The organism is Streptomyces sp. NPDC023481 (assembly GCF_055560195.1).
The window spans coordinates 102,105-114,488 of record NZ_JBVHJE010000010.1 but is presented as its reverse complement, the minus strand read 5'-3'; the positions used below and the strand labels follow the sequence as shown (position 1 = coordinate 114,488).

Annotated in this window: 12 protein-coding genes; 10 read left to right on the top strand and 2 right to left on the bottom strand. The window is 73.6% G+C overall.

Annotated features, from left to right (window positions below; all coding sequences use genetic code 11):
• Positions 1 to 5: 5 nt before the first annotated feature.
• Positions 6 to 917 (bottom strand): DMT family transporter, encoded by a 912-nt coding sequence (locus ACZ3ZD_RS20640; RefSeq protein ID WP_467399247.1) that lies wholly within the window; start codon positions 915 to 917, stop codon positions 6 to 8.
• Between ACZ3ZD_RS20640 and ACZ3ZD_RS20635 the strand changes: the two genes are divergently transcribed.
• From ACZ3ZD_RS20635 to ACZ3ZD_RS20625, 3 genes are all read left to right on the top strand, one after another.
• Positions 916 to 2,367 (top strand): aminotransferase-like domain-containing protein, encoded by a 1,452-nt coding sequence (locus ACZ3ZD_RS20635; protein ID WP_467399245.1) that lies wholly within the window; start codon positions 916 to 918, stop codon positions 2,365 to 2,367. The genes ACZ3ZD_RS20640 and ACZ3ZD_RS20635 overlap by 2 nt on opposite strands.
• A gap of 26 nt (positions 2,368 to 2,393) precedes the next feature.
• A complete protein-coding gene (locus ACZ3ZD_RS20630) occupies positions 2,394 to 2,834 on the top strand; it encodes a GNAT family N-acetyltransferase (RefSeq protein WP_467399242.1) in 441 nt (146 codons plus the stop codon).
• 73 nt (positions 2,835 to 2,907) lie between these two features.
• Complete coding sequence (locus ACZ3ZD_RS20625) at positions 2,908 to 3,501, top strand: histidine phosphatase family protein (RefSeq protein ID WP_467399240.1); 594 nt, start codon at positions 2,908 to 2,910, stop codon at positions 3,499 to 3,501.
• Here the strand turns inward: ACZ3ZD_RS20625 and ACZ3ZD_RS20620 are convergent.
• Entirely contained in the window at positions 3,483 to 3,941 is a 459-nt protein-coding gene (locus ACZ3ZD_RS20620) for a DUF6314 family protein (protein ID WP_467399238.1), read from the bottom strand. The genes ACZ3ZD_RS20625 and ACZ3ZD_RS20620 overlap by 19 nt on opposite strands.
• A 215-nt stretch (positions 3,942 to 4,156) precedes the next feature.
• Here ACZ3ZD_RS20620 and ACZ3ZD_RS20615 point away from each other — a divergent pair, with 215 nt between their 5' ends.
• The 7 genes from ACZ3ZD_RS20615 to ACZ3ZD_RS20585 are packed head-to-tail and all read left to right on the top strand — an operon-like array spanning position 4,157 to position 12,379.
• Positions 4,157 to 6,718: a YfhO family protein gene (locus ACZ3ZD_RS20615; protein WP_467399235.1), complete on the top strand. Its 2,562-nt coding sequence runs from the start codon at positions 4,157 to 4,159 to the stop codon at positions 6,716 to 6,718.
• Positions 6,719 to 6,740: 22 nt separating this feature from the next.
• The gene (locus ACZ3ZD_RS20610) at positions 6,741 to 7,691 is read left to right on the top strand and encodes a glycosyltransferase family 2 protein (protein WP_467399233.1); all 951 of its coding nucleotides are present in this window, start codon (positions 6,741 to 6,743) and stop codon (positions 7,689 to 7,691) included.
• A complete protein-coding gene (locus tag ACZ3ZD_RS20605) occupies positions 7,691 to 8,059 on the top strand; it encodes a GtrA family protein (protein ID WP_467399230.1) in 369 nt (122 codons plus the stop codon). Before ACZ3ZD_RS20610 ends, ACZ3ZD_RS20605 begins: the two co-directional genes overlap by 1 nt.
• Before the next feature lie 45 nt (positions 8,060 to 8,104).
• Positions 8,105 to 9,133, top strand: coding sequence for an N-acetyl-gamma-glutamyl-phosphate reductase (argC, locus tag ACZ3ZD_RS20600; protein ID WP_467399228.1), 1,029 nt, complete (start codon positions 8,105 to 8,107; stop codon positions 9,131 to 9,133).
• A complete protein-coding gene (argJ, locus tag ACZ3ZD_RS20595; RefSeq protein WP_467399225.1) occupies positions 9,130 to 10,281 on the top strand; it encodes a bifunctional glutamate N-acetyltransferase/amino-acid acetyltransferase ArgJ in 1,152 nt (383 codons plus the stop codon). Before argC ends, argJ begins: the two co-directional genes overlap by 4 nt.
• Positions 10,278 to 11,177, top strand: a complete 900-nt coding sequence (gene argB / locus ACZ3ZD_RS20590) for an acetylglutamate kinase (protein WP_467399224.1) — start codon at positions 10,278 to 10,280, stop codon at positions 11,175 to 11,177. Before argJ ends, argB begins: the two co-directional genes overlap by 4 nt.
• Positions 11,174 to 12,379, top strand: a complete 1,206-nt coding sequence (locus ACZ3ZD_RS20585) for an acetylornithine transaminase (protein WP_467399221.1) — start codon at positions 11,174 to 11,176, stop codon at positions 12,377 to 12,379. The genes argB and ACZ3ZD_RS20585 overlap by 4 nt, the downstream gene beginning before the upstream one ends.
• Positions 12,380 to 12,384 lie beyond the last annotated feature (5 nt).

Genomic DNA, 12,384 nt, shown 5'->3' with positions numbered 1-12,384 from the left:
CACGCTCACGACCGCTGGGTGACGGCGATGCACACGAGCACGGCCACGGCGGTCAGGGGAGCGGCCACCGTGAAGTGCTCGCCCAGCAGCAGCGCCGACCACACCAGTGTGAGCAGGGGCTGGGCCAACTGCAACTGGCTGGCCCGGGGGATGCCGATGGCCGCCATGCCCCGGTACCAGACGAGCAGCCCGAGGAACGTCGAACCGAGCGCCACCCACACCAGACCCACCACCCCGTGGACGCTCGGGTGCACCGGCTCGTACGACAGCGCCAGCGCCGCGGCCGGCGCGGTCAGCGGCAGACACAGCACCAGCGCCCAGCCGATGACCTGCCAGCCCGGCATGACCCGGGCCAGCCGGCCGCCCTCGGTGTACCCGGCCGCGCACACCACCAGCGCCCCGAACAGGAAGCCGTCGGCCGCGGTGAGGGCGCCGCCGCTCTGGGCGACGGTGAAGGCGAGTACGGCCACCGCGCCCGCCACGGCCGCCAGCCAGAACCGGCGGGAGGGCCGGGCCCCCGTGCGCAGCGCCGAGAACACGGCCGTGGTCAGCGGCAGCAGCCCCACCACGACGGCCGCGTGGGCGGTGGTGGACGTCCGCAGGGCGAGCGTGGTCAGCAGCGGGAAGCCCAGCACCACTCCGGCGGCGACCACGGCGAGGCCGGCGAGGTGGCGCCGCGCCGGAAGCGGTACCCGCAGGGCGAGCAGGCAGCCGCCGGCGACCAGGGCGGCGAGCACACCGCGCACCGCCACCAGCGACCACGGGCCGAAACTCTCCAGGCCCCAGGCGGTCGACGGGAAGGTCAGCGAGAAGGCGACCACGCCGAGGGCGGCCTGCGCGGTGCCGAGGCCCCGCGGCTCCCGGGGAGCGGGGACTGCTATCGGACTGACGGTAGTAGCGCTACTCTGTGTTCTCATGCAACAGCGTAGCAGTGTGGGTGACCTGGCAGAACGGCTCCGCAGGGAGCTGAATTGCTACTCTCCCGGTGGAAAGCTCCCGTCGAGCCGGGCCTTGGTCGAACGGTTCCGGGTGAGCCCGGTGACCGTCTCCCGGGCGCTCGCCCAGCTCGCCGCCGAGGGTCTGGTGGTCACCCGGCCGGGCGCCGGCGCCTTCCGGGCCCGGCCGGGCACCCCGGGGCCACCCGCCGGGGACACCTCCTGGCAGGAGGTCGCGCTCAGCGCCGACGGCACCGCCGACCTCGTACCGCGCACGGTGGACGCCTCCGGCGTCACGGTCTCGCTGGCCGCGCCGCCGCCCGGGGTGCTGGAGTTCAACGGCGGCTACCCGCATCCCTCGCTCCAGCCGGAGCGGGCCATGGCGGCGGCGCTGGCCCGGGCCGGGCGGCGGCCCGGCGCCTGGGGGAGACCGCCGCTGGAGGGCCTGCCCGAGCTGCGGGAGTGGTTCGCGCGCGGCATCGGCGGCGCCGTCACCGCGGCCGAGGTGCTGGTCGCGGCGGGCGGCCAGGCCGCGCTGGCCACCGCCCTGCGCGCGCTCGCCCCGCCCGGCGCCCCCGTGCTCGTGGAGTCGCCCACCTACCCGGGCATGCTGGCCCTCGCCCGCGCGGCCGGCCTGCGGCCCGTCCCGGTGCCCGTGGACCCCGACGGGGTACGGCCCGACCTGCTCGCCGACGCCTTCCACGCCACCGGTGCCCGGGTCTTCGTCTGCCAGCCGCTCTTCCAGAACCCCACCGGTGCCGTGCTCGCGCCGGCCCGGCGTGCCGAGGTGCTGCGCATCGCCCGCGAGGCCGGCGCGTTCGTGGTCGAGGACGACTTCGTCCGCCGGCTGGTGCACGCCGACGCGGGCCCGCTGCCCCGCCCGCTGGCCGCCGACGACCCGGACGGCGTCGTCGTCCACGTCGGCTCGCTGACCAAGGCGACCTCGCCCAGCTTCCGGGTGAGCGCCCTGGCCGCGCACGGGCCGGTGCTGGAACGGCTGCGCGCCATCCAGGTCGTGGACAGCTTCTTCGTCCCGCGGCCGCTCCAGGAGGCCGCCCTGGAACTCGTCGGCTCCCCGGCCTGGCCGCGCCATCTGCGGGCGCTGTCGGCCGAGCTGAAGACCCGCCGGGACGCGATGACGGGCGCGCTCGCCGGGCAGCTGCCCGAACTCGCCCTGCCGCACGTCCCGTCCGGCGGCTACCACCTGTGGCTGCGGCTGCCCGAGGGCACGGACGAGGGCGAGCTGACCGCGGCGGCCCTGCGCGCCGGTGTCGCCCTCACCCCCGGCCGCCCCTACTTCAGCGCCGAACCCCCCGCCGCCCACCTGCGCCTGAGCTTCGCGGCGGTGGCCGGCACCGGGGAGATCGCGGAGGGCGTCCGGCGGCTGCGGGCGGCCTGCGACGAGGTCATGGGAAATCCGCTCGCCCGGTGACGGCGGGGCCTGTGATGATCCGGGTCATGAGCGATACACCGGTTCTCCCCGACGGATACGAGTTCTCCGCCGACACCGCCCGCGTCGACGTCGGCCGGGTGCACGGCTGGCTGTCCCAGGACGCGTACTGGGCACTCGGCCGCCCGCGCGAGCAGCACGAGCGGGCGATGGCGCACTCGCTGAACTTCGGGGTGTACGACACGGCCTCGGGCGAGCAGGTGGCGTACGCGCGCGTGGTCACCGACCAGGCGCTGTTCGCCTGGCTCGCGGACGTGTACGTCGACCCGTCGGTGCGCGGCAAGGGCGTCGGCACGGCGTTCGTCGGCCGCATCCGCGACCACGTGAAGGCCCTCGGGGTGCGCCGCGTCCTGCTCTCCACGCACGACGCGCACGGGGTGTACGCCAGGTTCGGCTTCCGGCCGCTGGACCGGCCCGACCAGTGGATGCTGCACACACCCAACGGGTAAGCGCGCGCATACCTCGGGTAATCAGGCGGTAACGGCCCTTGACCCGCACCGCCGGGCGGCTCACCATCACCGCATGCCACTGAGGGTGACGTTCGTCGCCGCCGCGCGCGGTGCCCCGCTGCCCGGGGAGCGCTTCGAGGACGACCGGCCGCTGGACCAGGCCGGCTGGGACGAGGTGCAGCGCGCCGCCGGGGACCTGCTGCCGCTGGCGGCGGCCGAGCTGCGCTACTGCTCGCCGACCCCGTGCAGCCGGGCCACGGGCGACGCCCTGGGGTACGCCCCGCTGGTCCAGCTCGCCCTGCGGGACTGCGACATGGGCCGCTGGCGGGGGCTGACGCTGGGGGAGGCGATGGCCCGGGAGCCGGAGGCGGTGGACTCCTGGCTCGCCGATCCGCGCGCCACCCCGCACGGCGGCGAGTCCCTGCTGGCGTTCATCTCCCGGGTCGGCGGCTGGCTGGACACCCGGCCGGGGGACGACGGCGGCCGGATCGTCGCCGTGGCCGAGCCGGCCGTGATCCGGGCGGCCCTGGTCTACGCCCTGAAGGCGCCGCCCTCCAGCTACTGGAACATCGACGTCCGCCCGCTGTCCGCGACCACGGTGACCGGCCGCTCCGGCCGCTGGAACCTCCGCGTCGACGGGATCCCGGCTCAGCGCTCGCGCACGTAGTCGGTGGTCAGGACGAGGTCCTTGGCGGGGCCGCCGACCCGCCACACCGTGCGCCAGCGGTCGGCGTCCCGGACGGTGAACTCGCCCCGGTAGAGGTCGGCCGAGCAGGGGTGGTCGGCGACGTACCGCCCGGTGGACAGGTCCAGCTCGTGGAAGGGCCGCCCGTCGGCGAACCGCACGTCCGCCCGGCCCGGCGTGGGCCCCGGCAGGAACCGCAGCGTCCGGGTGGCCGGCCGGGCCGTCCCCCGCCAGGTGAAGGTGCCGGACTCCTCGTGCAGCAGCCCGCCGCCCTCCAGCGCGCCGAAGACGGTGGTCCCGGTGAAGTGCCCCTCGGCGCCGCTCGCCAGATCCCGCACCGCGCGCTCGACCCGCCAGCGTCCGGCGAGGTGGGCCAGGACGTCGGGGACCGGCCAGAACCCGGCTGCGTCACGGTGCGCCATGGGACGAGCTTACGGGGTCCGCGGTGCGGCGCGTTCACCTCGGAAACACCTTGCGGAAAGCCGTCGTTTTCCCGAACACCCCGGAATTCACGTGCTGTTTCATATGCCGGGAGAAACTCACCCCGTTTTCCGGTGAGCGCACAACCATGCGGAAAGGAGCCCCGTCTAAGTCGGCGAAATCGCGGAAAAGGAATGCGCTGGGGGCCTGCCGACACATGGACCGCTCGATCCCGCCGAATGCGCCGCGCCGGGCCGCCGCCCTGCTCGCCGCGGTCGTCACGATCACCGCCTTCTGCGCCGGTGACATCCTCGCCCGCGGCTACCCCTTCGGCCCCCGCACCCGCAGCGTCAACGACCTCGGCAACCAGTACGTGCCCTTCCACGCCCACCTGTGGGACCTGCTGCACGGAAGGGCCGAGGGCGGCCTGCTCGTCAACTGGCAGTCCGGTTACGGCACGAGCTTCCTGCCCGACCTCGGCACCTACCTCGGCAGCCCGTTCGCCCTGCTCGTCGGGGTCTTCCCCCGCGACCGGATCGACCTCGCCGTCTACGCCGTCACCGTGCTGAAGACCGCCTCCGCCGCCGCGGCCATGGCCTGGCTTCTGCTCACCCTGCGCCCCGGCCGCTGGTGGGCGGCGGGGCTGCTCGGCGCCTCGTACGCGCTGTGCGGCTGGAGCCTGGCCGACGCCTCCTACAACCCGATGTGGCTCGACGGCCTGATCGCCCTGCCGGTGCTGTGCCTGGTCGGCGAACGGGCGCTCGCAGGACGCCGGATCCTGCCCGGCGTCCTGCTCGTCGCCCTCGCCTGGACCGCCAACTTCTACACCGCCTACATGGCCACCCTCGGCGCCGCCCTGGTCCTGCTGCTGCGCCTGCTGCTCGCCCGCCCGCCGCGCCGCCGGGCGCTCGGAAGGGCCGGCCGGGCCGCCCTCACCACCGCCCTCGGGGTGGGCCTCGCCGCCCCGCTGGTCGCCGTCGTCTACTTCGGCACCCGGCACGCCTACCCGGGCCGGGTACGCCAGTTCACCCCGGTGCCCGCCGAGGACGTCGCCGCCCGGCTGCTGCCCGCGACCTACGGCTTCGGCTCCCCGGCCCTCTACGTCGGCCTCACCGCCCTGCTCCTCGCCCTCGCGCTGCCCTTCCACCGGGCGGTCCCGGTCCCGGTCCGCACCGGCTGGACGGCGCTCGTGCTCGCGGTGGCCCTGTCCCTCCAGTGGGGTCCCACCCATCTGGTCTGGCACGCCTTCGCCACCCCGCAGGGCAGCGCCTACCGGCAGGCGTTCGTGCTGTGCGGCCTGCTGGTGATCGCCGCCTGGCACGCCCTGGCGTACGGCGTCCCCGACCGGCGCGCGCTCGGCGCGGCGACCGCGCTGCTGGCGCTGGTCGTCGCCGTCGCCGGCCGCAGCACACTGGTCGGCTGGTACACCTGGCCGGTCCTGGTGGCCGCCTTCGCGGGCGCCCTCGGGGGGCTGGTCCTGCTGGCCCGCGCCGGGCGGCGCACCCGGCTCGCCGTGCCGGCCGTCGCCCTCCTGCTCGCCGTGCAGACCGGCGAGAGCGCCGCCACCGCCGCCCTGGCCGACCGGCTGCGTCTTGCGCACCTGGACGACTACGCGCCCTGGGGTGAGCGGCAGGAGACCCAGGCGGCGGCGATCGCCCGGGCCGACGGCTGGCCCCGCTACCGCACCGACCCCGGCCGCGAGCAGACCGTCGGCAACGACCCGCTGCTGGTGGGCGGCGAGGGCGCCCAGTACTACAGCAGCCTGACCCCGGACGTGCTCAGCCGCACCCTCACCGCGCTGGGCGACGGCTGGACCTCGCGCGGCCGGAGCGTGCAGAGCCTGGACAACGCCGTCACGGACGTCGTCTTCTCGGTCGGCGCCCGGGTGCACTCCCCGCCCGACCCGCACCAGAAGCACGTGCCCCCGGGCGGCGGACCGGTCACGGTCACCCGACGGGACGTGCCGCCCCTGGTCACCGTGCGGCCCGCGGCCGACCGGCGCCCCTTCGGGCCGTCGCCGTACCGCAACCAGGAACTGCTGCTCGGCAGCCGCGTCTACACCGTGCCCCGCGTCGGCGTGTACGACGACGCCGGGCGACCGGTCCCGAGCCGCCGCGTCGGCACCGCAAACGCCCTGGCCCGGCCGACGCTCACCGCCCGCTGCCCGGCCGGCACCCAAGTCCACCTGTGGGCCCCGCACTTCTCCGGCACCGCGCGGCTCGCCGGCACCGGCGGATCCGCCCGGTTCCGGTACGCGCCCCCGCGCAACCGCGCCGCCATGGAGCCGCTCGGCACGGCCCCCGCCTCCGGGCGGCTGCGCATCGAGCTGACTCCGGACCGGCCCGGCCGCGTCCCGTCCGGCGCCGTCGGCTGTCTGGACACCGCCCGGCTGGACACCGCGGCCGCCCGGCTGAAGGCGACCGGCGCCACCGCGGTGACCGTCTCCGACGGCACCCTGCGGGCCCGGCTGCCCGCCGCCGGCAAGGGCGTCGCGGTCGTCGCGGCGCCCCGGATCGCCGGCTGGCGCTGCGCCACCGGGGACGGCCCCGAGCGTCCCGCAGGCGACTTCCACGGCCTGGTCGCCGTCCCCCTGGACGCCAGGGCGACCACGCTGACCTGCACTTTCCATCCACCCGGCCTGCGGCTGGGCACGACCGTCGGGGCCGCCTCGCTGCTCACCCTGGTCCTGCTCACGGCCGCCGGTGCCGTCCGCCGCCGGCGCGTCCCGGCGCCACACACGACCACATCACCGCGCGAGCGCGTGACCACCGCTTCCTGACCGCGCCCAGGGGGGATCCCGCATGCTGATATCGATCGTCGCGCCCTGCTACAACGAGGAAGACGTCCTCGCCCGCTTCCACCAGGAGGTCCAGAAGGTCGCCGAGGAACTGCTGCCCCTCGGCCACGACATGGAGTTCGTGTACGTGGACGACGGCAGCCGGGACCGTACGCTCGCCGTCCTGGAGGACCTGGCGGACCTCGACTCCCGGGTCCGCTACGTCTCCTTCAGCCGCAACTTCGGCAAGGAGGCGGCCCTGCTCGCCGGTCTGCGGCACGCCTCGGGCGACTCGGTGATCGTCATGGACGCCGACCTCCAGCACCCCCCGGCGCTGATCAAGCGCATGGTCGAACTGCGCGAGCAGGGCCACGACCAGGTCATCGCCCGGCGCAGCCGCACCGGCGACCGGCTCACCCGGACCGTCACCGCGCGCCTGTACTACCGGCTCGTCAACCGCCTGGTCGACGTCGAACTCGCCGACGGCGTCGGGGACTTCCGGCTGCTGTCGCGGCGGGTGGTGGACGCGGTGCTGGCCCTGACCGAGTACAACCGCTTCTCCAAGGGCCTGTTCGCCTGGGTCGGTTTCCCGAGCACCACCTTCGCCTACCAGAACGCCGTGCGCGAGGCCGGCCGCAGCTCCTGGAGCCTGCGCGGGCTGCTCAACTACGGCCTCGACGGCCTGCTGTCCTTCAACAACCGCCCGCTGCGGGCAGCACTCTGGCTCGGTGTGGGCCTGCTGCTGTGCGCGGGCCTTTACACCGCCTGGATCGTGGGCGCCGCACTCGTCAACGGCGTCCAGACGCCCGGCTATGTGACCATCATCACCGCCGTCACCGCCCTCGCGGGCGTCCAGATGGTCATGCTGGGAGTCATCGGGGAGTACACCGGCCGCATCTACTACGAGGTGAAGGGGCGCCCGCACTTCCTGGTGAAGGCGACCAACGTGGAACGGACGAAAGATCTCATTCCCTGATGCGGCAGATTCTGACCTTCGTGGCGGTGGGTGTCGTCAACACGGCGACCTACTACTGCCTCTACCTCCTCTTTCTGGCTTTCCTTCCCTATCTCGCGGCACACGCGCTGGCCTTTCTGCTCAGCATGGTCGGATCGTTTTTCCTGAACGCGCGCTACACCTACCGGATCCGGCCCACCTGGCGGAAATTCCTGCTGTTCCCGCTGACGAACGTCACCAACTTCGTGATCACCACGGCCGGGGTGTACGTGATCGTGGACGTGCTGCACGCCGGCAGCCGCTTCGCCCCGCTGCTCGCCTCGGCCGTGGCCGTCCCGGTCACCTACCTCGTCTCCCGCCGGGTCATGCTCCCCGGGTCGATTGCATAAAAGTGCAGCGATACGTATAGTCATGCCATCCAGAGGAGGGTGGACATGGCAGTACGTGTGGCGGTGGCCGGAGCGAGCGGATACGCGGGCGGAGAGGCCCTGCGCCTGCTCCTTGCGCACCCCGAGGTCGAGATCGGTGCCCTGACCGGCAACTCCAACGCCGGCCAGCGGCTCGGCGCGCTCCAACCGCACCTGCTGCCCCTGGCGGACCGGGTGCTCGCCGAGACCACGCCGGAGGTGCTCGCCGGGCACGACGTCGTCTTCCTCGCGCTGCCGCACGGACAGTCCGCCGCCGTCGCCGAACAGCTCGGCCCCGACGTCCTCGTGATCGACATGGGCGCCGACTTCCGGCTGAAGGACCCCGCCGACTGGGAGAGCTTCTACGGCTCCCCGCACGCCGGCACCTGGCCCTACGGCCTCCCCGAACTGCCGGGCGCCCGCGCCGCGCTGGAGGGGTCCAGGCGCATCGCGGTGCCCGGTTGCTACCCGACCGCCGTCTCCCTCGCCCTGTACCCGGCCTACGCGGCCCACCTCGCCGAACCCGAGGCCGTGGTCGTCGCCGCCTCCGGCACCTCCGGCGCGGGCAAGGCACCCAAGCCGCACCTGCTGGGCAGCGAGGTCATGGGCTCCATGACGCCGTACGGCGTCGGCGGCGGCCACCGGCACACCCCCGAGATGATCCAGAACCTGAGCGCGGTGGCGGGCGAGCGGATCGCGGTCTCCTTCACGCCGACCCTCGCGCCGATGCCCCGCGGCATCCTCGCCACGTGCAGTGCCAAGGCCGTACCGGGGGTGACGGCGGACTCCGTCCGCGCCGCCTACGCCAAGGCCTACGCCGACGAGCCCTTCGTCCACCTGCTCCCCGAGGGCCGGTGGCCCGCCACGGGGTCCGTCCAGGGTTCCAACGCCGTTCAGGTGCAGGTCGCGTACGACGCCGCCGTCGGCCGCGTCATCGCGATCAGTGCCATCGACAACCTCACCAAGGGCACCGCGGGCGGTGCCATCCAGAGCATGAACCTCGCCCTGGGTCTCGACGAGACCACGGGTCTTCCCACGATCGGAGTCGCACCGTGAGCGTCACGGCAGCCAAGGGATTCACGGCGGCGGGCATCGCCGCCGGGATCAAGGAGAACGGCAACCCCGACCTGGCCCTCGTGGTCAACAACGGGCCCCGCCGTGCCGCCGCGGGCGTCTTCACCTCCAACCGTGTGAAGGCCGCGCCGGTGCTCTGGTCCGAGCAGGTCCTCGGCGCCGGCCAGGTCTCGGCGGTCGTCCTCAACTCCGGCGGCGCCAACGCCTGCACGGGCCCCCAGGGCTTCCAGGACACCCACGCCACCGCCGAGAAGGCGGCCGAGGTGCTCGGCCGCGGCGCCATCGAGGTCGCCGTCTGCTCCACCGGCCTGATCGGTGTGCCGCTGCCCATGGACAAGCTGCTCCCGGGCGTCGAGGCGGCCGCCGCCCAGCTGTCCGAGCACGGCGGCGAGAAGGCCGCCATCGCGATCAAGACCACCGACACCGTCCACAAGACGTCCGTGGTCACCCGGGACGGCTGGACCGTCGGCGGCATGGCCAAGGGCGCCGGCATGCTCGCCCCCGGCCTCGCCACCATGCTCGTCGTCCTCACCACCGACGCCGACCTCGGCGACGAGGACCTGGACAAGGCCCTGCGCGCGGCCACCAGGGTCACCTTCGACCGGGTCGACTCCGACGGCTGCATGTCCACCAACGACACCGTCCTGCTGCTCGCCTCCGGCGCCTCCGGCACCACCCCCGGGTACGACGAGTTCGCCGAGGCCGTACGGCAGGTCTGCGCCGACCTCGGCCGGCAGCTCATCGGCGACGCCGAGGGCGCCAGCAAGGACATCAAGGTCGAGGTGGTCAACGCGGCGAGCGAGGAGGACGCCGTCGAGGTGGGCCGCTCCATCGCCCGCAACAACCTCCTCAAGTGCGCCCTCCACGGTGAGGACCCCAACTGGGGCCGGGTGCTCTCCGCCATCGGCACCACCCGGGCCGCCTTCGAGCCGGACCGGCTGAACGTCGCCATCAACGGCGTCTGGGTGTGCAAAAACGGTTCCGTCGGCGAGGACAGGGAACTGGTCGACATGCGCTACCGCGAGGTGCACATCGTGGCCGACCTCGCGGCCGGCACGGAGACCGCCACCATCTGGACCAACGACCTGACCGCCGACTACGTCCACGAGAACAGCGCCTACTCGTCATGAGCACTCGCAAGCACACGGCCCTGCCGAAAGCCCAGATCCTCATCGAGGCCCTGCCCTGGCTGGTCAGACACAACGGCCGGACGGTCGTCATCAAGTTCGGCGGCAACGCCATGATCGACGAGGACCTGAAGGCCGCGTTCGCCCAGGACGTCGTGTTCCTGCACCACGCCGGCCTCAAACCGGTCGTCGTGCACGGCGGCGGCCCGCAGATCAGCGCCGCCCTGGACAAGCACGGCATCGTCAGCGAGTTCAAGGCGGGCCTGCGCGTCACCACCGAGGACGCCATGGACGTCGTACGGATGGTGCTCGCCGGGCAGGTGCAGCGCGAGCTGGTCGGCCTGCTCAACCGGCACGGACCGCTCGCCGTCGGCCTCACCGGCGAGGACGCGCACACCATCACCGCGACCAAGCACCTGCCCGAGATCGACGGCGAACCGGTCGACATCGGCCGGGTCGGCGAGATCACCGCGATCGACACCGGAGCCATCGAGGCACTGCTCGCCGACGGCCGCATCCCGGTGGTCTCCTCGATCGCCCGCTCCGAGGACGACGGACATGTCTACAACGTCAATGCTGATACGGCGGCTGCGGCACTCGCTGCGGCACTGGGCGCCGAGACCCTCATGGTCCTCACCGACGTCGAGGGCCTCTACGAGGACTGGCCGCACAGCGACGAGGTGATCAGCCGCCTCACCGCCTCCCAACTGGCGAAACTCCTGCCGGAGTTGAGCTCCGGCATGGTGCCGAAGATGGAGGGCTGCCTGCACGCCGTGCGCAACGGCGTGACGACCGCCCGCGTCATCGACGGCCGGGTCCAGCACTCGATCCTGCTGGAGATCTTCACCGATGAAGGCATCGGCACCATGGTCGTGCCGGACGAACAGGGGGAGTCATGAGCAACCAGGAGCTGGCCGCGCGGTGGCAGGGCGCGCTCATGGACACCTACGGCACCCCGCGCCTGCCCCTCGTGCGCGGCGAGGGCACCCGGGTGTGGGACGCCGAGGGACGTGAGTACCTGGACTTCGTCGGCGGCATCGCCACCAACGCGCTCGGCCACGCCCACCCCGCGGTCGTGGCGGCCGTGAGCGGGCAGATCGCCTCCCTCGGCCACATCTCCAACTTCTTCATGGCCGAGCCCACCGTCGCCCTCGCCGAACGCCTGCTGTCGCTCTTCGGCCGGGACGGCCGGGTCTTCTTCTGCAACTCCGGCGCCGAGGCCAACGAGGCCGCGTTCAAGATCGGCCGGCTCACCGGGCGCACCCACATGGTCGCCGCAGACGGCGGCTTCCACGGCCGGACGATGGGCGCCCTCGCGCTCACCGGCCAGCCCGCCAAGCGCGAGCCCTTCCTGCCCCTGCCCGGCGAGGTCACCCACGTCCCCTACGGCGACGCCCAGGCGCTGGCCGCCGCGGTGACGCAGGAGACGGCCCTCGTCGTCATCGAGCCCGTCCAGGGCGAGAACGGTGTCGTCGTGCCCCCGGCCGGCTACCTCAAGGCGGCCCGCGCGATCACCGCCGCCACCGGCGCCCTGCTGGTCCTGGACGAGGTGCAGACCGGCATCGGCCGGACCGGCACCTGGTTCGAGTACCAGGCCCACGAGGGCGTGCTGCCCGACGTCGTCACCCTCGCCAAGCAGCTCGGCGGCGGACTTCCGCTCGGCGCGACCGTGGCCTTCGGCCGGGCCGCCGAACTGCTCCGGCCCGGCCACCACGGCACCACCTTCGGCGGCAACCCGGTCGCCTGCGCCGCCGGACTCGCCGTGCTCGACACGATCGCCGGCGAGGACCTGCTCGACAACGTCAAGCGGCAGGGCGAGCGGCTGCGGGACGGAATCGAGGCGCTGGACCACCCGTTGATCGACCATGTCCGGGGCGCGGGCCTGCTCCTGGGTATCGTGCTCACCGGGCCGCACGCACCGCGGGTGCAGCAGGCGGCCCAGGAGGCCGGGTTCCTGGTGAACGCGCCCGCCCCCGACGTCGTACGGCTCATGCCGCCGCTCAATCTCCGCGACGACGAGGCGGGTGCGCTGCTCCGGGCGCTCCCCGGCATCCTCGACGCAGCTGGCCCTGTGGATGGGGACGGACGATCCGGAGAATGAGACGA

Coding starts and splice junctions, on each gene's coding strand:
- ACZ3ZD_RS20635 (WP_467399245.1), top strand. CDS start 916: ATGCAACAGCGTAGCAGTGTGGGTGACCTGGCAGAACGGCTCCGCAGG.
- ACZ3ZD_RS20640 (WP_467399247.1), bottom strand. CDS start 917: ATGAGAACACAGAGTAGCGCTACTACCGTCAGTCCGATAGCAGTCCCC.
- ACZ3ZD_RS20630 (WP_467399242.1), top strand. CDS start 2,394: ATGAGCGATACACCGGTTCTCCCCGACGGATACGAGTTCTCCGCCGAC.
- ACZ3ZD_RS20625 (WP_467399240.1), top strand. CDS start 2,908: ATGCCACTGAGGGTGACGTTCGTCGCCGCCGCGCGCGGTGCCCCGCTG.
- ACZ3ZD_RS20620 (WP_467399238.1), bottom strand. CDS start 3,941: ATGGCGCACCGTGACGCAGCCGGGTTCTGGCCGGTCCCCGACGTCCTG.
- ACZ3ZD_RS20615 (WP_467399235.1), top strand. CDS start 4,157: ATGGACCGCTCGATCCCGCCGAATGCGCCGCGCCGGGCCGCCGCCCTG.
- ACZ3ZD_RS20610 (WP_467399233.1), top strand. CDS start 6,741: ATGCTGATATCGATCGTCGCGCCCTGCTACAACGAGGAAGACGTCCTC.
- ACZ3ZD_RS20605 (WP_467399230.1), top strand. CDS start 7,691: ATGCGGCAGATTCTGACCTTCGTGGCGGTGGGTGTCGTCAACACGGCG.
- argC (WP_467399228.1), top strand. CDS start 8,105: ATGGCAGTACGTGTGGCGGTGGCCGGAGCGAGCGGATACGCGGGCGGA.
- argB (WP_467399224.1), top strand. CDS start 10,278: ATGAGCACTCGCAAGCACACGGCCCTGCCGAAAGCCCAGATCCTCATC.
- ACZ3ZD_RS20585 (WP_467399221.1), top strand. CDS start 11,174: ATGAGCAACCAGGAGCTGGCCGCGCGGTGGCAGGGCGCGCTCATGGAC.